Origin of the sequence: Singulisphaera sp. GP187 (assembly GCF_900129635.1) — a bacterium.
Lineage (GTDB): Bacteria > Planctomycetota > Planctomycetia > Isosphaerales > Isosphaeraceae > Singulisphaera.
Window position 1 is genome coordinate 389,355 of sequence record NZ_FSRB01000003.1, and the last position, 20,758, is coordinate 410,112.

A 20,758-nucleotide genomic window follows, 5' to 3' on the forward strand; every position below is an offset into this window, starting at 1 on the left:
TCCTTCGTCATTCAAATGGGCTCGGTGTCGGCGTCTTGAGAACCGCTCCGTGAGCAGGACTTCCATCAGCCTTGTTCGTGGCTGGGATGCCGACCGTCAAGGTTCGGACATCTCTCGTTTGCCGGCGCTCCCACGACCTCCCCCCGAGCTCGGCCAGGTGACGGGCTCGCTCTTCGAACGACTCCACCCGCGCGTCGTAGTTAATCTTCCAGCGCCGCCACAACGGCGACGTCGGCAACTCGATTGATGGCTTCCCGAGACCATCCCACTCGCGATTTTGGGACGGCAGGCGGACCGACTTGAGAAAGCGCTCCATGGATTCCTTGGGGCAACCGCCGCGTAATCCACCCTTCCGCTGGATCGTCAATGCCACGTCCGCCAACCACGCGAGCCGAAACGTCGTTTTCGTCGCAATCCCATAAGCCTTGAGGAGGATGGGGTTGGTGTCGACCCGCGCCAAGACCGCCGGGATCGCCTCGATGATCCGGGGGTCCGGCCCATGGCCTGACACGGCCAGCGCAATCACCTCCTCGGGGCGGCGGAACATCCCGGGCACCTTGGCGTCCTTGACCCTGAGGTCGACGACGCCAAGGTCCCGCAACTCAATCGCGAGATCCGTCAATTCGATCCCCGGCCGGTCCGACCCACCGACCAGCCTATGGAGCGAGACGTCGAGCGCACGCGCAAGCCGGCAAGTCTGGTCGAGAGTCGGCAAACGTCGCGCGGCCTCGAAGAAGGAAACCTGCTGCTGAGACATTCCACAAAGTACCGCCAACTCGACCTGGCTCAGACCTCGCTCGAGGCGAACGCTTCGGAGGTGCGCGCCCATCCCCCGGAATTCCCGTTCTTCGCCCATCTCAGGCATCCTCAATTCCGCCACACTCGATCGCAATTTCCGAGTCTTTTCCTCGATCTGGCGGTTCCAGGATACTACAAATTATTGTAAAAAAACAACGAATCGTTGTAACGGTAGCTTGCGAAGTCGGCGTGATAGTGAAATTGCCTTGGGGTGGCTCATGCCGTAATGGCAATGCCAAGCGGTAGCAGGATGGGATGACCAGGGCCGTTCTCGCACGTGGCGGAAAGCGTCTGAGCCTGCTAAACTCAAGCAGCCTTCGGACTCCGTTCCCCTTCCCGAACTTGATTACGAGACGAAGCCGACCGATGTCCGACTCGACCGCCTCGACGTTAGTGCCGGCCTTGCTGAATGACCTCATTTCCGCCCTGGGCGCGGAGAATGTCTTGCACCGCCACGACGAGCTCGTGGTCTATGAGTGCGACGGCTACGTCATCGAGAAGAACACGCCCGATATCGTGGTCTTTCCGACGTCGACCGAACAGGTCGTCGCGGTCGTCAAGCTCTGCAACAAGGCCGGCGTGCCATTCGTGCCTCGAGGCGCGGGGACGAGCCTGGCCGGGGGAACGCTCGCGGTCGGCGGCGGAGTGATGATCTGCCTGACCCGGATGAAGCGGATCATTGAGATCAATACCCGCGACCGCTACGCGATCGTCGAGCCCGGCGTGGTCAATCTCTGGCTGACCCGCGCACTCGGCGGGACCGGATTCCACTACGCGCCGGACCCGTCGAGCCAGAGTGCTTGCACGATCGGCGGCAACGTCGCCACCAATTCCGGTGGTCCGCACACCCTCAAGTATGGGGTCACGGTGAACCACGTTCGGGGGGTCGAGCTGGTCCTCCCCGACGGCACGGTGGTGGAGACGGGCGGGATCAATGAGGACAACCCGGGGTACGACCTGACGGGTGTCATCGTCGGCAACGAGGGCACGTTCGGGATCGCCACCAAAGTGATCGTGAACCTGACCCGGGACCCGGAGGCAGGGCGCACCTTGCTGGGGGTCTTCGACAGCGTCGACGCGGCCACCGAGACCGTCAGCGGGATCATCGCCGCCGGAATCGTTCCGGCCGCCCTCGAAATGCTCGATACCCTGATGATCCAGGCGATCGAGCAGGCGTTTCACTTCGGGTTCCCGACCGATGCCGGCGCAATCCTGATTATCGAGGTCGACGGCCTCGACGCCGGGCTCGACCATGAGGCTCAAGCCATTTCCGAGATCGTGCAGACCCATGGCGGGTCGGTCGCCAAGTCGATCACCTGGCGGACCCGCAAGGAACCCGAGTACGTCGCGATCTGGAAGAGTCGCAAGTCGGCCTTCGGCGCGATCGGCCGGCTCAGCCCGACCTTCTGCACTCAGGACGGCGTCGTCCCGCGCACCAAGCTGCCGCACATCCTCCGGTTCATCACCGAGGTCGGCCAGCGGTACGGGATCCGGATCGCCAACGTCTTCCACGCGGGGGACGGCAACATCCACCCGATTCTCCTGTTCGACGAGCGCGACGCCGACCAGGTGGCCCGCGTGCTCAAGGCGAGCCACGAGATTCTCGACGAGTGCATCAACGCCGGCGGGAGCGTCACGGGGGAACACGGGATCGGCGTCGAGAAGATGGAGTTCATGCCCAAGCTCTTTACCCAGGAAGACTTGGCCGCCATGGTCGCCTTGCGCAACACGTTCAACCCGGACGGTCGCTGCAGCCCGGATAAGATGTTGCCCGGGGGCGCGGGGTGCATCGAGCGAAAAGGCCCAGGACATCGGGCGTCGGCCTGACCGGGCGCCCGGAGTGGGACCGGATCCCGACTGGTCGTCGTGGTGGTTGATCTGGTAGTTTAGGGATCGGACGGCTCGGGCCGCTCGCGATCTCTCCCTGTGGATCTTGATCTGGTTTTGGCGAGGAAGGTGCGAGGTGGCCAAGCGACCCAAATTCTCGCGATGGCGGCGCCTCCCTCGCGTCTATCGCTCCGGCGAATTCAAGTTGCCCGACCCCAATCCGGAACCGCAGCGCCTCACGCTCTACTTGAAAGATGCACTCCTCGAGCAGGCCGAACGCCAGGCGGAGCGGGCAGGGGTCGAGACAGTCCAGCAATACTGTGCCGATCTGCTCTCACGCGCCATCCAGGCGGAGCAAATTCGCGGCCAGGTCGCCGAGATCGAAGCGCGAAGCGGGCCGCTCGAAGGGCTCCAGGAGATCGCCAACGACCCGGCCTATCTCGCCGAATGGAGCGCGCAGGCGACACCCCGCGAACCCGCCGAACGGATCGCGCTCGAGATCAATCTCGCCCCTCAGACGGAGCACGAGCCTCCCGGGTTAGAGCTTTCGACCCCAGACCGGAATTCCGACTCGGACGCTCCCGCACCATCGCCCGAGGCACCCGAGCCGATCAGCGCATCCGGGCGGGTGGTGCTTCATCATGCGGGGCAGGGGGAGGAGGACGACCGTCTGGCGTTTCTCCCCAGCTTGCGGCGTGGCGAGATGGTCTCGGTCAACGAGATCGCGGAGCTGGCTCGGGCGCTTCAGACCTTGGAAGTGGAGACGCGCGAGGCCAAGGTTCTCGACCGTCGCGTTGCGTTCGCCCTGCACCGCTTGGCTTACGAGGGTCAGATCCTCCATACCGATGCCTGGCCGGGCGTGTTCGACGCCTGGACCGTCGACACGCTCCATGCGGTCCAGGAAGCGGTCGAGCGCATCCTCTCGGGTCAAGATATCCGCTACTATCCCACCAATCCATGACCGGAGACCCCGCATTGAACTGGCCCGATTCTCCGATCGGAGGACGGCTCGGCGATGGCCGCCACGCCCTCGCGACGGAGCGCCCCGAGACCGTTGATGCGCTCCGTCATGTCGTGCTCGACCGCGTGGCGCAAGGACAGGCGATCTACCCCCAAGGGGGAGGGACCGCGCTCGACTACGGCGGTACTCCGCGCACCCCTGGCGTGGCGATCGACACTCGATCGCTCAATCGGGTCATCGACTATCCGGCGGCCGACATGACGATCACGGTCGAGGCCGGGATCACCCTCGCCGCGCTCCGCTCGATCCTGGCCGAAAAACGTCAGAGGCTCCTGATCGACGCCCCTCATCCCGACCGCGCCACGCTCGGGGGGATCTACGCGACGAACACGACGGGGTCGCGACGATTCGGCGCGGGCCGACCGCGCGACCAGATCATCGGAGTCAGCTTCGTCACCGCCGATGGCGCCTTGGTGAAGGGGGGAGGCCGCGTCGTCAAGAACGTCGCGGGGTACGACTTTCCCAAACTGCTGACCGGTTCGCTCGGCACACTTGGGGTCATCGCGCAACTGACCCAAAAGGTCCGGCCGATGCCCGAAGCCTCCGCGCTCGTCTGGGTGCCCTTCACCAGCGTTGAGGGGCTGGCGCCGGCACTCGATCGCCTGAATACGTCCGCAACCCGACCGATCGCGATCGACCTGTTCAACGGCTCCGGAGCGCGCCACGCCGGGGAAGCGCGGGGTCTGCCGGCAGGCGATTGGGTCCTGGTCGTCGGCTTCGAGGACAACGCCGCATCGGTCGCCTGGCAAGTCGATCGCTTGATGATGGAGTTGGGTCGGACCAACATCGTGCTCCGTGAGGGGGCCGACGCCGAGTCGCTCTGGTCGGCCCTCACCGAATTTCAGGCGGCCGAGGTCGGTCCGGTCAGCCTCGTGGCGAATCTCCGGCCCTCGTCCGTCGCCGCGTTCGTCCGTGATTTTGACAACGATCGCTGGGCCGTGCAGGCGCACGCCGGGAACGGGATCGTGCGGGCTCATGCCCTCGGGTCGCCCGAGCTCGAGACGCTCGCCCCCGAAATCGATCGGCTGCGCACCGCGGCGGCGGTCGACGACGGCAGTTTGACGCTCACGCGCTGTCCGGTCGAATGGAAAGAGCGGCTGCTCGTCTGGGGAACACCCCGGCCCGACTGGGCGCTGGCGGAGCGCATCAAACGAAGCCTCGACCCCAAGGGCGTGATGAATCCAGGGCGGTTCATCGCTACAATTTAATGAACAGACTCTTTGGCTGAGAGACGAGGCAATCCTGCATGGCGATCGCGACGCCCGAATCGAAGACGGAGTCCAAGCCGCCGGTCCGACCCGCTCAGGAATCGAGCGTCGACCTCGACTGGCTCACGAGCAAGATCGACTACCGGCTCTATCAGGATTGCGTCCACTGCGGCCTCTGCACCGCGAGTTGCCCCACCTACCTCGAGACCAGCGACGAGAACGACAGCCCGCGCGGGCGCATTTACTTGATGCGCGCGGTGGCCGACGGCCGGCTCGATTTCAGCCCCGAGGTTCGCGAACACCTCGACCTCTGTCTCGACTGCCGGGCCTGCGAGAGTGCCTGCCCCTCGGGGGTCCAATACGGCAAGATTATCGAGCCGTTCAAGGTCGCCCTCCAGCGCACCGCTCCCGCCTCGGAACGGACGAGCCTGCTGCGCCGCCTGATCCTTCACCACCTGTTCCCCTACTCGGGGCGGGTGAAGCTCGCCCTGATGCCGGCCCGGTTGCTCCAGCGCGTCGGCCTGATCAACTGGGCCGAGAAGGTCGGGCTCACCAAGCTCTTGCCGCCGACCTTGCGGCGGATGCAGGCCATGCTTCCCGACCTCACCGGGAGCCACGGCCACTTGCCGGAGGTTCTGCCGGCGATCGGCCCCAAGCGTGCGCGAGTGGCCTTGTTCCTCGGCTGCGTGGCCGACGCGATGTATCCCGAGACCAACGCGGCCACGGCCCGTGTGCTCCAGCAGAACGGGTGCGAGGTCGTCGTCCCGCGGAGCCAGGTCTGCTGCGGCGCGATTCATTACCACTCGGGTGTCGAAGAACCGGCACTCGAGCTCGCCCGGCAGAACATCGCGGCCTTCGATCCGACCCAGTACGACGCGATCATCGTCAACGCCGCCGGCTGCGGCGCCATGCTCAAAGATTATCCGCACCTTCTGCCTGCCGCCGACCATACGGCCGCCGAGCAGTTCACGGCCAAGGTACGCGATATCTCCGAGTTCCTGGTCGCACTCGGCCCGATCAAGCCGACCCACTCACTGCCGATGAAGGTGACGTATCACGACGCTTGTCACCTCTGTCACGGCCAGCAGATTCGAAGCCAGCCGCGCCAGTTGCTCGCGATGATCCCCGGGGTCGAGCTCGTTCCGCTCGAGGAAACCGAGATCTGCTGCGGTGCCGCGGGGACGTACAACCTGACCCAGCCTGAGATGTCGGAACGACTCGGGATCCGCAAGATGGACCACCTCGCCGCGACCGGGGCCGAAGTGGTGGCGACGGGCAATGTCGGCTGCATCCTCCAGATCGCTCGCAAGATCAAGGAACGCGGTAGCCCGATGAAGGTGGTTCACCCCGTCGACCTACTCGACAGGGCCTATGGCGGCGAACCTAAGAAATAATCAACCCAACAATCGATTGCGCACCGGCCGCACGGCCCGGCCGGTGGAATCAGACACCACGGCCGGGCCAGATGTACTACTGTTGCTGGGGTAGCGGGCGGGCTTCGGCATCGAGCCGTTGCACGAAGCGTTCGATCAGAGCGCCAAGGCGTGGGGTCGCCGCTTGACCGGCCTCGACCACCTCCACGTGACTGATGAGGCCGCCGGAAACACCCGCCGCGGCGTTGGTGACGACGGCGAAGGCGAGCACGTCAAGCCCCGCGTGCCGAGCCACGATCGCCTCCGGGACCGTGGACATCCCGACCACGTCGGCGCCGAGGGTGCGGAGCATCCGGATCTCGGCGGGGGTCTCGTAACTCGGGCCCGGCAGGCATGCGTAGACCCCGGAGGCAAGGTCGAGTCCAAGTTGGCTCGCTTCCTCGTAGGCGAAGGTTCGGAGCCGGCGGGAGTAGACTTCGGACATGTCGGGGAAGCGAGCGCCGAGCCGCCGGTCGTTCGGCCCGCGCAACGGGTTCGCGCCGATCAGGTTGAGGTGATCCTCCAGGCAAACGATTGAACCCGCCTGGAGCGACAAGGCGATCCCTCCCGTGGCCGCGGTCAGGATCAGGGTCCGCACACCGAGACGCTGGAGGACGCGAATCGGAAACGTGACCTCGTCGAGGTCGTAGCCCTCGTAATAGTGGAACCGTCCTTGGAGGACCAGGAGAGGCGAGCCGCCGATGGAACCGGCAACCAGGTTGCCCTCGTGGCCCTCGACCGTCGGCCGAGGAAAATGGGGAATCTGTGCGTACGGGATGACCACACGGTCGGCCAGGCGGTCGGCCAAGGCACCGAGGCCCGATCCGAGGACGAGAGCGACCTGGGGTGGCTCGGGCAGGGTCGCACGAATCACCCGGGCGGCTTCGCTCGCGCGAGCGTCAAGTTCGATCGGCGGCATGGCCCGGTCTCCGAAAGGGTGGCTGAGGATACCTACGAATGCGTTGGCGTCAGATCCGTTCGACGATTAGGGAGTCGGGTTCGAGTCGAAGGTCACCGATCGTGACGGCGTCATGAATCATCGCCACCGCCTGCGCGAGTCGCGACTCGTCATTCACATGGACCGTGCCGAGCCGCTCGCCCGCCTCGACCGGGTCGCCCACTTTCTTGTCCAGGACGAGGCCGACGGCCGGGTCCACGACCGAATCCACGCGGGCTCGACCCGCCCCCAGAAGCATCGTCGCCTGGCCGATCGGCCAGGCGGCCAGGGATTGGACGTAGCCTGAGCGCGGTGAGAGAACCTCGACCAGGCGCTGCGCCTTGGGCAACCGGCCGGGGTCGTCGACCGCGCGGGGGTCGCCCCCCTGGACGGCCACGAGCTTCCGAAATCGCGCGAGCGCCGATCCATCGGCGATCGTCCGATGACAGAGCGCACGAGCTTCAGCCAAGGTCGCCGCTTGCTCCGCCAAGACGACCATCTCGGCCGCCAACTCTACCGAGAGGTTGACCAGGTCCGACGGGCCCTCGCCCCGGAGACAGGCGATGCTCTCGACCACCTCGAGCGCATTCCCCACGGCGCAACCCAAGGGCTGATCCATCCGGGAAATCACCGCGCGGATCCGCTTGCCAAGGGAACGGCCGATGGCGCACATCGTCTCGGCCAGGGTTCGGGAATCCTCGAGCCGCTCCAGAAAGGCACCGTTGCCGGTCTTCACGTCGAGGACCAGCCCGTCGATCCCCTCGGCCAGCTTCTTCGACATGATCGACGAGGCGAGCAGAGGAATCGATTCGACGGTGGCCGTCGCGTCGCGCAGCGCATAGAGATGCTTATCCGCCGGGGCGATCTCGGCGGTCTGGCCGATCAGCACGAGGCCGCACTCCTCGAGCACCTGCTTGTAGCGTTCCAGGTCGAGGTGAACGTTGAAGCCAGGGATCGACTCCAACTTGTCGAGCGTGCCGCCGGTGTGGCCGAGCCCTCGGCCCGAGACCATCGGCACCAGGACGCCCGCCGCGGCCGCGATCGGCGCCAGGATCAAGGACGTCTTGTCGCCGACCCCGCCGGTGCTATGCTTATCAACCTTCAGGCCGGGCGTGGCCGAGAGGTCGACGACCGAGCCGGAACGCATCATCGCATCGGTCAACGCCGTCGTTTCCGTCGCATCCATCCCGCGCCAGACGATGGCCATGAGCAAGGCCGACCACTGGTAGTCGGCCACCTCGCCACTCACCAGGCCCGCGACCATCCAGCCGATCTCCGGAACGCTCAACGCATGACCGTCCCGTTTCTTGCGAATGATGTCCACCGCTCGCATTGATGAGACCTCCCGGCAACCCCTGGTTCGTGAGGGCGAGCTCGCACCGTTTCAGTCAAGCGAGGTCGCAAACTGGCGATCGCCAGCATCTCCCAGGCCGGGGTAGATGAACCCAACCTCATTGAGGTGGTCATCGACCACGCCCACGTGGATCGGCACGTCGGGCATCGCCTGGCTCATGAAGGCGATCCCCTCGGGGGCCGCGATCAGGGAGATCAACTTGATCCGAGTCACGCCAGCCGCCTTCAGGACCGAGCAGGCGTGAGCGGCCGATCCACCGGTCGCCAACATCGGGTCGACGACCAGGGCGATGGTCATCCTCGGGTTCGCGGGCAGCTTCTTATAGTATTCCATCGGACGTAGCGTTTGCTCGTCGCGATAGACGCCGACGTGCCAGACCTGGGCATCCGGGATGAGTTCGAGCACCCCCTCGGCCATTCCGAGTCCGGCACGGAGAATCGGCACGATTCCGATCCTATCGGCCAACTCCCAGGAGGGTGACGGACCCAATGGGGTCGGGACCTCAACCGGTCGGGTCGGCAGGTCGACGGTCGCCTCCTGGGCCAGCAGGATCGCCAGGGTCCGAACCAACCTCCGAAACTCGGGCGGCCGCGTTCGCGCATCCCGCAAACTTGCGAGTTGATGAAGTACGAGGGGGTGCGTCGACGGGAAAACCAATGGCACTGAGGCCTCCTTCAAGCACGAAGGGAGTCGCGATTTCACTCGATCCTACCTTACGACCCGAGCCTTGGGGCGAGCTGTCCGTTGCTTTTCCTCCGACGCCAAAGAACCTGACCGCTCATGAGTCCAAGGGCCGACCCGAGCAGAGTTTGCCCAGGACGGGGAGAGTCGCCCCGGATCACCGTCTCAGATACTCAATAACGCGAGCAATCCTCGTTCGCGGGGATGGACCCTCCATGAACCCAAACCTTTACAAAATCTTTATTTAGGGAACTACAAGCAAAGCCTTTCATGACAATTCCATTTCGTTCCGTGCGCAAGACCGAAACCGTGTCCCAGTATTTCTTAAGAAACGCAACTCGAGTTCTGGTTCATCGCCAGGAAACGAGCTAGGGTTTCGTATTGGGAACGTTCCGGGAATGTCAGTTCGTGCCTTGGATGGCGTGGCCAAAGCACGCGGCGGACCGGCCTGACTTCGACCCTTCTCACTGAGATTTCGGACGGTGGGATTCCATGGCTATGAATGGCGGTGTCCGTGTCTTATTGGTTGATCCTCACGAAGCGTCTCGTCGGTCTCTGCTCGCTCAATTCGAGCAGTTGGGCTCGATCTGGCTTGCGGAGGTCTGCGCCGCCTACTCGGTCGCGGTCCAACGCGCGGCCGAGATCCGCCCCGAGGTGACGGTGGTGGTCGCGGACGCGAACCCGGACGAGGCGGCCAAACTGATCCGGGCGCTCGTGGAGCAGGCCCCTCATGCCTCGATCATCGCGGCGACCCACGCCGCGGAGACCAGGACCGTCGTCAATCTGGTCAAAAGTGGAGCGAGCGAGATCGTCACCCTGCCGATCTCGAACGAGTTGCTCCTCAACACGATCACGGCGATGGCTCAAGGCGAACCGTCTCGCGCTCCCGCGCATCACCCGGCCCCCCTCAGCCAAGTCCAGACACCACCAGCCGGCATGGTTCCGAAATCCAAAACGATCGTCGTCACCGGGGCATCGGGCGAGGTTGGCTGCACGTCGTTGGCCGTTAACCTGGCAACCACCTTGGCCAAAACCCCTGGGAGGGACGTGGTCATCGCCGACTTCGAGCTCATGTTCGGCGCCGTTGATACGCTACTTGACGTCGTCCCCGAGAATACTCTGATCGAGATCGTCAACAGCGTCGATCGACTCGACTCCACCTTGTTGAAACGGATGCTCTGCCGGCATCAGTCGGGCCTCTACGTGTTGCCTCGCCCCCACGAGTTGATCGATGCCGCAAGGCTCGCCCCCGAGCACCTGCCCGACACGCTCAAACTCCTTCAGTCCACGTTCTCCGCAGTCGTGCTCGACACCAGCAAAAGCCTTCAAACCTCCGACTTCATCGCCTACGACGCCGCCGACGTGATCCTCGTGGTCGTGCAACTCGACTTGACCTCCGTGAAGAACACGGTGAGGCTCCTGAATTGCCTCAAAGGATTTGACGGACTCTCCGAACGGGTTCAGATCGTCGCCAACCGGGTCGGTTCGCTCCGGAACACCCTGTCGATCCAGACGGCCGAAGAAACGTTCATGCGGCCCGTCTCGTGGCAGATCCCCAACGCGACCAAAACCTTCCACGTCGCGCGAGACCGAGGCGTTCCCATCGACCTGATCGCGCCGCGAAGTGACACCCAACGCGTGCTTACCGAGATGGCGAACACCCTCGTCCCCTCGCTGGTCACCGTCGAACCCAAGCCCCCACGCGGATTCTTCCGGAGCCGGTTCCAACGCCAACGCTAGTCGGCCCGGCCGCGCGGCCCGACCTCGAGACCCGTTCCACGCTCGAGGCGGCCACTTTCGACTCCCGGAAATTTAAGCCGACGTCCGCCCCACTCGATTCCTAAAAAACCGCGGTTTTGACACCTGTCGCAGGCCGTTTCTCAACGATTTCCCAGAAATAATCGATAAAATCCCAATTTCGCTTGCCTTAGAAAGCAATCATGTTCTATGGTAGGTGCATAGGACGAGGCGAGCACCGATGGGTGTAGCGGACCACGTCCTGTCGGATCGGGAATGAGTCAGAAGACCCGCCCGCCGTCCGTCCTCCCGCTTCCAGAAATGATTCGACTACCAGACGTCACGACGTTGCGACGTCTCGGTTAGCCCCCATGAAGGAGGAGTGATTCATGTCTATCGCTGCGGAAGAGATCCAGACTGCCATGTCCGAGCCTTTTTTGGCCGACGCCATCCTCGGTGCCCAGAGCAAGGTCAGCGAACGGGCCGCTCGCGCATCCAAGGCCCGGCACGCCAGCAAGCGTCGGCAGCGGATTGATCCCACTACGTGTGAGCGTGAGTACACGGCCGCCGAACTCGAGTTCATGCAGGCGATCCAGGCCTACAAGCAGTCGAGCGGCCGGATGTTTCCCACCTGGAGCGAAATCCTCGAAGTGCTTCAAGCTCTGGGGTACGAGAAGTCGGCCTGAGCGTCCTTAGTCCTGGTTCGATCCGAGTGAAACCTGCCCACGACGTTGGGCACCGCACACTCGGCACCGTCGACGTCGACGGTTTCCGACCCTGTGACCGCATCCGTCGCATCACGAAGCCGTGATCTGAGACTGTAGCGCCCCCATGAGGATTCAACCGTGAGCACTCGCGCCGCCCAACGTCCCGCCAATGGTTCGACTCTCCAGATCTACCTCCAAGAGATCAACGACACCCCTTTGCTTTCCGCGCCGGAAGAACGCGAATTAGCGGAGCGCGTTGCGATGGGAGACCCGCTGGCTCGCGACCACATGGTGAAGGCCAACCTTCGACTGGTGGTGAACATCGCCCGGGGCTACTTGGGAAAAGGCATGTGCCTGGAAGACCTGATCGAGGAGGGGAACCTCGGCCTGCTGCGCGCCGTCGAGGGGTTCGACGGCAACATGGAAACCCGCTTCAGCACCTACGCCAGCTACTGGATCAAGCAATCGATCCGCCGCGGCGTGATGAACAATGGCAAACCGATCCGGCTCCCCGCCTATATGGTGACCTTGCTCTCGAAGTGGAAGCGGGCCAATGAGGTGCTCACCGACCGGCTCGGGCGCACGCCGACTCCGGAAGAGGTGGGCCAGGCGTTGAAACTCTCCAAGAAGAAGTTGGGCATGGTCGCCAAAGCGATCCGCGTCAACGAATTGACACCGCATTGCGTCGGCGCGGAGGGAGACGACTTCCTTCTCGACTCCCTGCTGACCGACGACCGCAACAAGGCCCCCGGCGACCTCCTGATCGAGTCGGACGACCTGGAGCGGGTCTTCGATCACATGGGACGCCTGAGCGAGCGGGAAGCCACCGTAATCCGCATGCGGTTCGGCTTGGAACCGTATGTCCCCATGACGCTTCGCGAAGTGGGCGAAAACCTCGGCCTGACCCGAGAACGCGTTCGCCAACTCGAGAAGGAAGCCATGGAACAACTCATCGCAACCGTCTGACGATCCAACTCGAAGTTCCCCCTCGGGCCCTCGCCCTGGAAGGCTTCGACCCGCGTCCCACGCGATCGACGCAACGTCCCCGGCGCGGAGTTGTCATACGATCGAGACCAGCCTTCAAGATTGGCTGATGCGTTCGATGAACTCGTCGGAATACTCGTGGGATCCCTCATCACGCAAGGTCGACTCGCAATCACGCGAGACCATCCAGACGTGACGGCAGAGGGCCACATCGTATCCTCCGGCCACGGCCCCCTGGGCGGCCACGAGGATCGAGGCAAGCGATGCCGTCGCAACATTACCCTCTTCGATCAAATCATTAATCAGCATTTCGATCCGGTTATTCAAACATTGCGGAACCAAAGTTATTCCCCTTCCAACCGTGCGGGGGCCTGGCCACAACTTTGAGGCCGCCCCACTGCTGTCCCGATCAACCTACGGAACCTGATACACAAACAGATTCCCGGGTTGCCACAAAGAGGCGTCCGGCTTTTTGCCGCTAACTCTCTCGTTTTGTGGGAAAAACCCAACGAAACGACCCCGATGTTGCTCGGCGACAGCGTGCTCATCCTCCCGAGCGACTGCGCGGCCCCAAGCCCTCCGCGCTGGTTCGACCACCGCTTTCGTTCGCCGGATCGAGGTGAGTTGGGGCCAATCCCCGAACACGAGGGCGCACCATCGCGAGATGCAACCGAGACAGGATTGAGTGACGGCACGGCCGGCGCCCCGGGTCGAGCGTTCCAATCGGCTGCGCAGCAGGCGGCCCATGATGGACCGTGCATCGCCGTCGTCGAGGCGTCCCTTGGCGCTGGGACACCTCGCCAGTCAGCACATCTTGGATTCATCGCTCCGTCGAGGGGCGACGGGAAGGGGCGAAGCGTCCGGAAGGATGGCGATTGACCGATTGTCTCGACCTCGAAGCGACGGCTTCGCTTATCGAGGTCGGGAACGCCGGAAGAGACCGGCATCGGGGTCGGCACCCACCCCCGTCCCCACTCCATTTGTGACGAGTGCGGGCTCGGTGGAGCCGTAGGAGTGTCGCCCCATGGTTTCGAGCAACTGCCGCACCGTCTCGCTCGTTCGGCTGGTCTGGGCGGCAATCTCCTCGGCTTTCGCGGCCAAGGTCCCCAAAAGTTCCGGGAGCATCGCGAACGAATGGAGCTTGATCTCGCGCGGACAGAGGGGCCAGGGGATGCGCTCCTCGGAAACAATCTGCGTGAATTGATCGCTGCCTTCGCCTCGGTCCAAGGTGGCCGCGAGAATATGGAGCCGGTTCCGGCCGGCGGCTTTGCCGTAGGCGAGATGCGACGAGATCAGGAGTTCACGGCCATCCGCGCCGGTGCCGCGTTGGGAATCAAAAGGCCGGCTGATCGCCCAGACCCCGATGTCGAATTCCTCGGCGAGGTATCGATCGACGTCTTGAACGACACCGCTCGCCTCGGAGAGCGCTCCATTGAGCTGAGCGACGATCACGCGGAGCGAATCCAGATCCGTGCGTGGTTCATGGGCCATGGGAATGACCATCCTTGGCCTGGGGGCCCTTGACTGTGTGCGGCCGAAACGACAAGGAAATGACGTGAGCGTTGAACAGCACGGAGTCTCGCAGTGGAGGGCATCCTATCCGTCCCCCCCACAGCGTCAAGAGCAGAACCAAAGGGCAACCCCAGGACCGATGGATCGGAATCACGGTCGCTGCCATCGTGCGACCGGCAAATGCCGACCGAGAGCCCCAACCCAATCGAACGATCGCCGAGCGCTTGGACCGCCGGAGAAAATTCCGTATTAATTCATTTCTTCACAGCGTGATGCGGCAAGGGCGAAAAAATGAGCCGGCAACCCGGCGGAGAAGACGAGTCGCAATTGGTAGGGCCCCTGGCGGATCGCTCGCGATTCGGCGACGCGGGCCTCGAACCAGCCGGTGACAGTGGGCCGAATCAACCGGATCAGGACGGGAACCCCGTGCCTCGGTTCGTCGTCGACGAGCACGAGCATGCCCTCGCGGCTCAGATCCATGAGCTGCGCGGACGAGGTCACCAATCGGCCGGCGTGCCACCAACCGACTTGCGACGTGTTGTCGAGCGCCGGATAGCGGGGAAATCCGCGCCGTTCGATCTGGTTGACGTTCTCAGCTTCGAGACGTTTGTTTCGCATGGCGTTCAGACTGCTAGTGGGATCAAAAAACGCAGACGAAGCCCAGGGTTCCTCTCCCGCCAGCGAAAGGCGAGTGCGTCATCGCACTTCGAGGAACATTGGATAACTCCACTCTAGACTCTCGAACCACCACCCGCCCATCCATGTTGTAAAGATTCCTCACCTCGCCCCCGTTCCGCGAGCTGAGATCCACCACGACGTGCGCGGATTCCGAACCATCGCAAAACGTCAGACGGTCGGTACGAACCGCGTGAAAGCCATGGACGTTCCGGTGGTGGAACGCGAAGATGAAGTTGACGGGGGAGAGCGATGGTCGCTCGTGTTCGAAGTGAGAGAGCCGCGGTGAGAGGTTGGCGCGCGATGTCGAAACGAATTGGTCGTGTTGGATTCAGTCTTGTTGAGGTCATTATCGTCCTCGTCGTCCTCGCAATCTTCGTTCTCGTTCTGGCGATGCGGATGCCTCGCCAGCGCGAAGTTGCCAGGCGCGCAGCATGCCAGAAAAACCTCATGAATCTCGGCATCGCGCTCTTGAACTATGATCGATCGATCGGGCATCTGCCGATCGTCCCCGAGTTGGGGACCGAGGCGAGCCGGCGGACCAGCCCGCTCAGGGCGTTGCTCGAGGAACTCTCGGTCCCTGACTTGCGGGACTTCACGGATCTGGAGCACCTTCCCGCGCGAGTGACCGGGTTCGTCGCGCGTGAGCAAGCCGTACCCGGGTTCGTTTGCCCGAGCGACCCGAACGCAACCGCGGGGCACTTCCCCGCGCCCATCAGCTATCGAGCGAACGCGGGTGATACCCCCGACGGCCAGAACGGAATCTTCTCCCCGGGGCGAAAGCTGAGCCTGGTGGAGATCGAGGGGGGTGACGGCCTGGAATTTACGGCCGCCTTCTCAGAACGACTCGTGGGGACCAATCAGGCCACCCACGCCCCGGCGAACTACGCCGAGGTCTCCGGGCCGATCACGGCGAACGGCTGTCCCCCGCTCGAGGCCGCGTCCTGGCGCGGCGACGCGGGAGCGTCCTGGTTCACCAGCAGTTGGCAGTCGACACTCTATCAACATGCCCTCACACCCAACGCGGATCCGTCCTGCGTCGCCCAGAACCAACAATCCGCCGAAATGGGCGCATCCAGCGGGCACCTGGGCACCGTCAACGTCTTGACCCTCGACGGCGCAGTGAAAACGTACAGCGCCACGGTCGATCCCCAGATCTGGCGCAAGCTGGCCACGCCACAATCCACCGGGCCGGTGAAATCCAGCGCCCCCTGATTGGCGTTTTATTCTTTCCCCGCGTCGATTTTTACCAGCGAGAGCGAGGAGACCATCCGGACCCAGCGGACGTGCATCGGGTCTCCAGCAACGATCAAGCGCACTGGACCTTGCTGGTCTCCCAACGGTTGACCATCGCGTTTGAGGGCGAGCAGGTAGCGTTCCCCCTTGGGATCCATGGCCGCGGCCGCCGCCGAGACTGCAACTCGATAGCCATCAGCGGCCGACACGAGAATCACCTGGTCGGAGAGCGACCGTAGAGCCGCCATCGCCGGCTTGCCAGCCAGCCGATCCTTCAGCACGGTCGCCAGGGGGACCCCGGTGTAGGTCACCGGCTTGCCCGACTCGGTCACCCGGAGCTCAACCTGCGGCGAACTTTTCCAGGCCGAGGGGTCAAACGGCAACGCCTCGACCTTGGCGGTGGCCGAGCTCGGCGCCAGGCCGAGGCAAAGCGAAAGCACGAGTAAGCTCGTCATGGTCCGATCCTCGCGAAGCCGCCGGATTCGAAAGGGGTGGCGACTCGGGCTTGGCACCCGCCCATCGCCACCCCCCACGATGATTTAGGCACCAAACTTCTGGAGCCGGCCCGCGTGGGCCATGGCCAACGGCATCAGGTCCTTGGCCAGGAACTGGCCGAGCCCCCCCTGAAGGCAGGGGCGCTCGCCGAAGGTTGTGACCAGGTCGGGACGACTCGTCGCCGGCGCCCAGATCAAGGTGGGCACGGGGTGGAAGCTGTGCGCCCGCATCCGGCTGGGGGTCGAATGGTCCCCGGTCACGATCAGGACGTCGGGAGCGAGCGCCCGGAGTTTGCGGACCTCGGCGTCGAACGCCTCGATCATCGCCACCTTGCGGACGAAGTCACCATCCTCACCGGTGCTGTCCGTGTACTTGTAATGGATGAAGAAGAAATCATAAGCGTCCCAGTTGGCCTTCGCCACCTCGATCTGGTCGGCGAGCGTCTTGCCCGGCTCCACGACCGTCATGCCGACCAGGCGGGCCAGGCCGCGGTACATCGGGTAAACGGCGATCGCCACCGATTTGAGGCCATAGACCTCTTCCATGGTGTCGATCTTGGGGAACTTGGCGAACCCGCGAAGCATCAGGAAGTTGGCCGGTCGTTCATCCTTGAGGATCGCCTTGGCCTGACGCAGGAACTCGGCGGCGATCTTCGCGGTCTTCTCCGAGTCGGCATCCGCTCCCTTGGGCTCGAGGGTGTGCAGGCCGGTCGTGAGCGGGTCGGTATCGCAGACCTGATCCCCCAGCCCTTCGCCTCGGAAGCGAACGACGAGGCGGTACTCGCGGACCGGCTCGACGAGCACCTCGACGCCCTCGATCTTGACCCCGGCCTGAAGCTTGGCGACAAGCGCCTCGCAGGTCTCGGTTGGGATCCGGCCGGCGCGACGGTCAGTCACGCGCCCTTCGGCGTCGATCGTGCAGAAGTTGCCGCGGATCGCCACGTCCTTCGGGCCGACCTCGACGCCGATCCCAAGCGCCTCGAGGACGCCACGGCCGATGTCGTGCACGAGGGGGTCGTAGCCGAAGAGGCCGAGGTGTCCCGGACCCGACCCTGGAGTGATCCCGGGGGCCACCGGTGTACTCAGGCCGACGGTGCCCTCAGCCGCGAACGCGTCGAGGTTGGGCGTCACCGCGGTCTCGAGCTCGGTCTTTCCGCCCGGCTCGATCGGCAGTCCGCCGAGACCGTCAGCGACCAGCAGAACAATCTTGGACTTATTCGACTCGCGAAGTTGGCGAATCAGTTCTTGCGTCGACATCAATCGATTCTCTTGAAGAAGTCTGGCGGGTTGCAACCATTCCCAAGGAAGGGAGGCGTTCCCTTCGATGGGTTGAACAATCGAAAAAAAAGCAGGGGGGGGCGGTCACCGATCGACCGGAACACTCCACCGAGTCTACTTGCTCTCGTCCTTGGCCGGAGTCGCATACGTCATTTCAGTCTTGGTGGCCCGGAACGCGGCTTCGACGAGGGTCCCGGTCGTGTCGGGCGCAAAACCTTCGACAACCACCACATCGTGTCCACGGCGTTCGATGCGCGGGATGGCGTCCTTGGAGAGCTTCCGGACGGCGTCAGTGGCCCCATCGACCTCGGCGGCAACCTTGGTTTTCTGGAAGTCGGCGTAACCGCGTTCGAACTCGCGAGCATCCTCCTCGGTGTCCCAGGTGGAGAACCAGACGAGGCCAAGTCGGTCGTCGGGGCCCTCGAAGACGGCGAAGCGATCACCGTCCCAGCCGGCCGCGGCCTTCTTGCCACCGTGGCGACGGAGCAGAATTCCCAGTTGCATCTCACCGACGACGTTGCGCCCGAGCTCGTTCCAGCCCGCGCCCGCCTCGAGTTTTCCGAGGTCGATGGCGGTGGGCGGATCGGGCTGATCCAGGTACTTCTCGGGGTGAAGGATCTGCTCCGTGGAGAGCGGAGGCCGTTTGTAGGCCAAGCTCAGCGCGGCCCAGCCGCCCTCGTTCGTCAGGTGAGCGCAGAAGACCAGACCACGAAGGTACGGGAAGATCATCGTCTCGGAGAGCACCACCGGGGCTTCGCGCAGGCTCGCCCCTCCGGCCAGTGGCATGAAGGGCATCATCAGGCTGAAGACGCGGTCGAGTCCGGCGGCCGGCATCTGCGGCGCTTCCTTCCCGCTCCAGTCTTCCATCTGAGCCCCGAACATCGTCAAGGTCGCCTCGCCCTCGATCAACGCGGAGAGCGCCAGGTCACGATCGTCGTCCCGTTTGATCGCGGACTGCATCTTGTCGAGGTCGAAGTTCTGATCGGCCAGCGCATGGGTCAACTCGTGCGCGATGACCGTCTTGTTCTCATCCTTATCAAAACCGGTCGTCTTCCCCAGGAGCCGCTCGAGAAACGTCGGTGGCTTCTCGGCCTTGGCCGCGGGCTCCTTGATCAGGTGCATGGTCTTGGTCTTCGTGTCGTAGAAGGCGGCGATCTCCTCGGAGTAGACCTTGACCATCGCCTCCTTCAGGTTGAAGTTGCGCGGCAAGAGCCCCAGCACCTTCATGCCCAGCTCATTGGCTCGGAACTCGGCCGGAGTCATCTCGGCGTCAATCTCTTTAATGAGCATTGCGCTCATGTCTTCACGATTTGTGACGTCCCGCTTGACTTCATGTTTGAAGGGCAGCTTCCGCATCCCCGGGAGGAGTTGCTCAAACGCCCGCTTGTAGAGAACCACGGCTTCGGTTGTGTTTCCCTTGTCGGCCAGCGCATCGCCCTCGGCGAGAAGCTTTTTCCCCGTCGAGACGTTGGCGTCGAGGTCAGCGAAAACGAGGCTCGGGAGGAGGGAAACGCCTAGCACAATAGTCGAGAAGAGCCGACCAGTATTCGACATAGACTGTCCTTTTACAGGGAGTCCGGAAAAGTCTGTCCGTAAAATCGTCCCGCTGAGCGCCTCTTTTTGCTGGAATCACGGTTCCCAAAGACCGGTGCCTCTGGCGTCAAACGGTCGCCCAATCGGGACTAAACAATGCGGACGTGACGTTTCGAGCCTCCTTTAGTGTGGCCTCTGCCCATTAGTGGAAGTCGGAACCGGGGCGGAGCCGGCGACCGCGCGGCCCGCGGCCGTCGGCGGGGGGATCGCGATCAGGATCCGCGCCGCCCGAACCCGGACGTCGTCTCCATCCCGCGGCCCTCCCGGGGTCCCCAGGAGCCGATCGACGCCGTTGGCAACGTAGTCGAAAATCATCGTCTCGGGATAGCCCCAGGCCCGCATCATCTCGACCTTAACCTTCAGAGTCGAGCGTGCATAGGTCGTCGACACGATCTTGTTGATGTGCGCTCGAATCTCCGGCAAGGTGGACCGGCCGTACTCGTTACAGAGCGCTTCGATGTCTTGACCGATGTTCGGCCGCCGAGACTTCAACAGATCTTTGAGGGCTTTATGGAAGGGGATTCGGCTGGCCTCGGCCTTCTTGATCATCCGGCCGACCTCGAGAAATCGCGCCTGGGGTTTCAGATCCTCAATTTTACGAATCTCCTCCGCCTTCCGTGCCGCTTCGTCGCGAATTTCGCCGAGGATCTGCTCTTTTGTGACCTCGGGGGTGGCTCGGCGACAGCCACCGGTGGAACCGGCGGCGCGGCAACCACCCTGGGCTCCGGTTCGATTTTCACGATGGCGATCGGCTTCCGAATTGACACGGGCTCGGAGTCGCGTCCCCCCTCCGCGCTCTCCGCGGCGGGAGTCTCGGGCTTCTTTTCGATCGCGGGAGCAGATTCGGCCCCATCGTGACGACCGGCCGGTGCGGGTGAGCTGGCCGCACTCGCGGCCAACGGTGGCATCAGGTCGTCGAGATCGGGGAGTTCCGGCAGCGCGGAGGCCGCCGCGAGAGTTGATGGCGCGGGCGACGCCGCAGCCGATTCGCTGGGAACCGCGGCCACCGCGGGGCGCGCCGGCTCGACCGACGCGGGCCGGTCCGGCTTCGAGTCAACCAGCGCAGTCGGAATCGGCGGCGGCACCGGGGGGGGGACGACGATCGGCGTCTCGCGGCGGGAGACGAGAATCCCCAAGACCGCGAGCAGTATCAGGAGCGGCGGAACCAGGAGCGAGGGGAAACCCCGATCGCGGTACTCGATGACGACCTTGGGCGGAAGCGGGGCCGCCGTTGGTTCGGGCGGCGCGGGATCCTCGCCTTCGATCGAGAAGTCCGGTTCGTCGATCATCGTGGTCCTCGCTTC

At 63.9% G+C, this 20,758-nt stretch carries 20 protein-coding genes; 8 read left to right on the forward strand and 12 right to left on the reverse strand.

The genetic code is table 11. The features are described 5' to 3' along the window. Positions 1-7: 7 nt before the first annotated feature. Entirely contained in the window at positions 8-856 is an 849-nt protein-coding gene (locus tag BUS42_RS37595; protein ID WP_074316351.1) for a helix-turn-helix domain-containing protein, read from the reverse strand. Positions 857-1,164: 308 nt separating this feature from the next. Here BUS42_RS37595 and BUS42_RS37600 point away from each other — a divergent pair, with 308 nt between their 5' ends. The 4 genes from BUS42_RS37600 (at position 1,165) to BUS42_RS37615 (ending at position 6,248) form a co-directional block, all read left to right on the forward strand. Then, positions 1,165-2,625, forward strand: coding sequence for an FAD-binding oxidoreductase (locus tag BUS42_RS37600; protein ID WP_074316356.1), 1,461 nt, complete (start codon positions 1,165-1,167; stop codon positions 2,623-2,625). Positions 2,626-2,761: 136 nt separating this feature from the next. Further along, positions 2,762-3,586 (forward strand): hypothetical protein, encoded by an 825-nt coding sequence (locus BUS42_RS37605; protein WP_074316358.1) that lies wholly within the window; start codon positions 2,762-2,764, stop codon positions 3,584-3,586. 14 nt (positions 3,587-3,600) lie between these two features. Then, positions 3,601-4,854: an FAD-binding oxidoreductase gene (locus BUS42_RS37610; RefSeq protein ID WP_254054072.1), complete on the forward strand. Its 1,254-nt coding sequence runs from the start codon at positions 3,601-3,603 to the stop codon at positions 4,852-4,854. 38 nt (positions 4,855-4,892) lie between these two features. Further along, positions 4,893-6,248, forward strand: a complete 1,356-nt coding sequence (locus BUS42_RS37615) for a (Fe-S)-binding protein (protein WP_074316362.1) — start codon at positions 4,893-4,895, stop codon at positions 6,246-6,248. 76 nt (positions 6,249-6,324) lie between these two features. Here the strand turns inward: BUS42_RS37615 and BUS42_RS37620 are convergent, their stop codons facing one another. The 3 genes from BUS42_RS37620 to upp are packed head-to-tail and all read right to left on the reverse strand — an operon-like array spanning position 6,325 to position 9,220. Further along, positions 6,325-7,185: a purine-nucleoside phosphorylase gene (locus BUS42_RS37620; protein ID WP_074316364.1), complete on the reverse strand. Its 861-nt coding sequence runs from the start codon at positions 7,183-7,185 to the stop codon at positions 6,325-6,327. Positions 7,186-7,234: 49 nt separating this feature from the next. Then, positions 7,235-8,536, reverse strand: a complete 1,302-nt coding sequence (locus BUS42_RS37625; RefSeq protein WP_074316366.1) for a thymidine phosphorylase — start codon at positions 8,534-8,536, stop codon at positions 7,235-7,237. A gap of 51 nt (positions 8,537-8,587) precedes the next feature. Further along, positions 8,588-9,220, reverse strand: a complete 633-nt coding sequence (upp, locus tag BUS42_RS37630; protein WP_074316368.1) for a uracil phosphoribosyltransferase — start codon at positions 9,218-9,220, stop codon at positions 8,588-8,590. A gap of 510 nt (positions 9,221-9,730) precedes the next feature. Here upp and BUS42_RS37635 point away from each other — a divergent pair. The 3 genes from BUS42_RS37635 to BUS42_RS37645 all read left to right on the forward strand — a co-directional run bounded on the left by BUS42_RS37635 (position 9,731) and on the right by BUS42_RS37645 (position 12,648). After that, positions 9,731-10,978 carry an AAA family ATPase gene (locus tag BUS42_RS37635; RefSeq protein ID WP_083671266.1) on the forward strand — a complete coding sequence of 416 codons (1,248 nt, stop codon included), beginning with the start codon at positions 9,731-9,733 and terminating at the stop codon, positions 10,976-10,978. A gap of 386 nt (positions 10,979-11,364) precedes the next feature. Then, positions 11,365-11,661 carry a hypothetical protein gene (locus BUS42_RS37640; protein WP_074316372.1) on the forward strand — a complete coding sequence of 99 codons (297 nt, stop codon included), beginning with the start codon at positions 11,365-11,367 and terminating at the stop codon, positions 11,659-11,661. Between the two features lie 159 nt (positions 11,662-11,820). Next, positions 11,821-12,648: a sigma-70 family RNA polymerase sigma factor gene (locus BUS42_RS37645; RefSeq protein WP_074316374.1), complete on the forward strand. Its 828-nt coding sequence runs from the start codon at positions 11,821-11,823 to the stop codon at positions 12,646-12,648. 114 nt (positions 12,649-12,762) lie between these two features. On the opposite strand, the gene BUS42_RS37650 is transcribed toward BUS42_RS37645, so the two are convergent. The 3 genes from BUS42_RS37650 to BUS42_RS37665 all read right to left on the reverse strand — a co-directional run bounded on the left by BUS42_RS37650 (position 12,763) and on the right by BUS42_RS37665 (position 14,796). Next, a complete protein-coding gene (locus tag BUS42_RS37650) occupies positions 12,763-12,975 on the reverse strand; it encodes a hypothetical protein (RefSeq protein WP_074317512.1) in 213 nt (70 codons plus the stop codon). A gap of 603 nt (positions 12,976-13,578) precedes the next feature. Next, positions 13,579-14,157, reverse strand: a complete 579-nt coding sequence (locus tag BUS42_RS37660; protein ID WP_074316379.1) for a hypothetical protein — start codon at positions 14,155-14,157, stop codon at positions 13,579-13,581. 270 nt (positions 14,158-14,427) lie between these two features. Continuing rightward, positions 14,428-14,796, reverse strand: coding sequence for a pilus assembly protein PilZ (locus BUS42_RS37665; protein WP_074316382.1), 369 nt, complete (start codon positions 14,794-14,796; stop codon positions 14,428-14,430). A gap of 360 nt (positions 14,797-15,156) precedes the next feature. Here BUS42_RS37665 and BUS42_RS37670 point away from each other — a divergent pair, with 360 nt between their 5' ends. Then, entirely contained in the window at positions 15,157-16,068 is a 912-nt protein-coding gene (locus BUS42_RS37670) for a DUF1559 family PulG-like putative transporter (RefSeq protein ID WP_074316384.1), read from the forward strand. Positions 16,069-16,076: 8 nt separating this feature from the next. Here the strand turns inward: BUS42_RS37670 and BUS42_RS37675 are convergent, their stop codons facing one another. The 5 genes from BUS42_RS37675 to BUS42_RS37695 form a co-directional block, all read right to left on the reverse strand. Further along, positions 16,077-16,544 carry a molybdopterin-dependent oxidoreductase gene (locus tag BUS42_RS37675; protein WP_074316386.1) on the reverse strand — a complete coding sequence of 156 codons (468 nt, stop codon included), beginning with the start codon at positions 16,542-16,544 and terminating at the stop codon, positions 16,077-16,079. 84 nt (positions 16,545-16,628) lie between these two features. Next, the gene (locus BUS42_RS37680; RefSeq protein WP_074316388.1) at positions 16,629-17,840 is read right to left on the reverse strand and encodes a 2,3-bisphosphoglycerate-independent phosphoglycerate mutase; all 1,212 of its coding nucleotides are present in this window, start codon (positions 17,838-17,840) and stop codon (positions 16,629-16,631) included. A 135-nt stretch (positions 17,841-17,975) separates the two neighbouring features. Next, positions 17,976-19,415, reverse strand: coding sequence for a hypothetical protein (locus BUS42_RS37685; protein ID WP_074316390.1), 1,440 nt, complete (start codon positions 19,413-19,415; stop codon positions 17,976-17,978). Between the two features lie 162 nt (positions 19,416-19,577). Then, positions 19,578-20,003, reverse strand: a complete 426-nt coding sequence (locus tag BUS42_RS37690; RefSeq protein WP_074316393.1) for a hypothetical protein — start codon at positions 20,001-20,003, stop codon at positions 19,578-19,580. A gap of 32 nt (positions 20,004-20,035) precedes the next feature. Next, positions 20,036-20,743, reverse strand: coding sequence for a hypothetical protein (locus BUS42_RS37695; RefSeq protein WP_074316394.1), 708 nt, complete (start codon positions 20,741-20,743; stop codon positions 20,036-20,038). Positions 20,744-20,758 lie beyond the last annotated feature (15 nt).

Bases quoted from the DNA above. Each gene is read 5' to 3' on its own strand.
- BUS42_RS37595 (WP_074316351.1), bottom strand. From the start codon at position 856: ATGGGCGAAGAACGGGAATTCCGGGGGATGGGCGCGCACCTCCGAAGC.
- BUS42_RS37600 (WP_074316356.1), top strand. From the start codon at position 1,165: ATGTCCGACTCGACCGCCTCGACGTTAGTGCCGGCCTTGCTGAATGAC.
- BUS42_RS37615 (WP_074316362.1), top strand. From the start codon at position 4,893: ATGGCGATCGCGACGCCCGAATCGAAGACGGAGTCCAAGCCGCCGGTC.
- BUS42_RS37620 (WP_074316364.1), bottom strand. From the start codon at position 7,185: ATGCCGCCGATCGAACTTGACGCTCGCGCGAGCGAAGCCGCCCGGGTG.
- BUS42_RS37625 (WP_074316366.1), bottom strand. From the start codon at position 8,536: ATGCGAGCGGTGGACATCATTCGCAAGAAACGGGACGGTCATGCGTTG.
- BUS42_RS37635 (WP_083671266.1), top strand. From the start codon at position 9,731: ATGGCTATGAATGGCGGTGTCCGTGTCTTATTGGTTGATCCTCACGAA.
- BUS42_RS37640 (WP_074316372.1), top strand. From the start codon at position 11,365: ATGTCTATCGCTGCGGAAGAGATCCAGACTGCCATGTCCGAGCCTTTT.
- BUS42_RS37650 (WP_074317512.1), bottom strand. From the start codon at position 12,975: ATGCTGATTAATGATTTGATCGAAGAGGGTAATGTTGCGACGGCATCG.
- BUS42_RS37660 (WP_074316379.1), bottom strand. From the start codon at position 14,157: ATGGCCCATGAACCACGCACGGATCTGGATTCGCTCCGCGTGATCGTC.
- BUS42_RS37665 (WP_074316382.1), bottom strand. From the start codon at position 14,796: ATGCGAAACAAACGTCTCGAAGCTGAGAACGTCAACCAGATCGAACGG.
- BUS42_RS37670 (WP_074316384.1), top strand. From the start codon at position 15,157: ATGTCGAAACGAATTGGTCGTGTTGGATTCAGTCTTGTTGAGGTCATT.
- BUS42_RS37675 (WP_074316386.1), bottom strand. From the start codon at position 16,544: ATGACGAGCTTACTCGTGCTTTCGCTTTGCCTCGGCCTGGCGCCGAGC.
- BUS42_RS37680 (WP_074316388.1), bottom strand. From the start codon at position 17,840: ATGTCGACGCAAGAACTGATTCGCCAACTTCGCGAGTCGAATAAGTCC.
- BUS42_RS37685 (WP_074316390.1), bottom strand. From the start codon at position 19,415: ATGTCGAATACTGGTCGGCTCTTCTCGACTATTGTGCTAGGCGTTTCC.
- BUS42_RS37690 (WP_074316393.1), bottom strand. From the start codon at position 20,003: ATGATCAAGAAGGCCGAGGCCAGCCGAATCCCCTTCCATAAAGCCCTC.
- BUS42_RS37695 (WP_074316394.1), bottom strand. From the start codon at position 20,743: ATGATCGACGAACCGGACTTCTCGATCGAAGGCGAGGATCCCGCGCCG.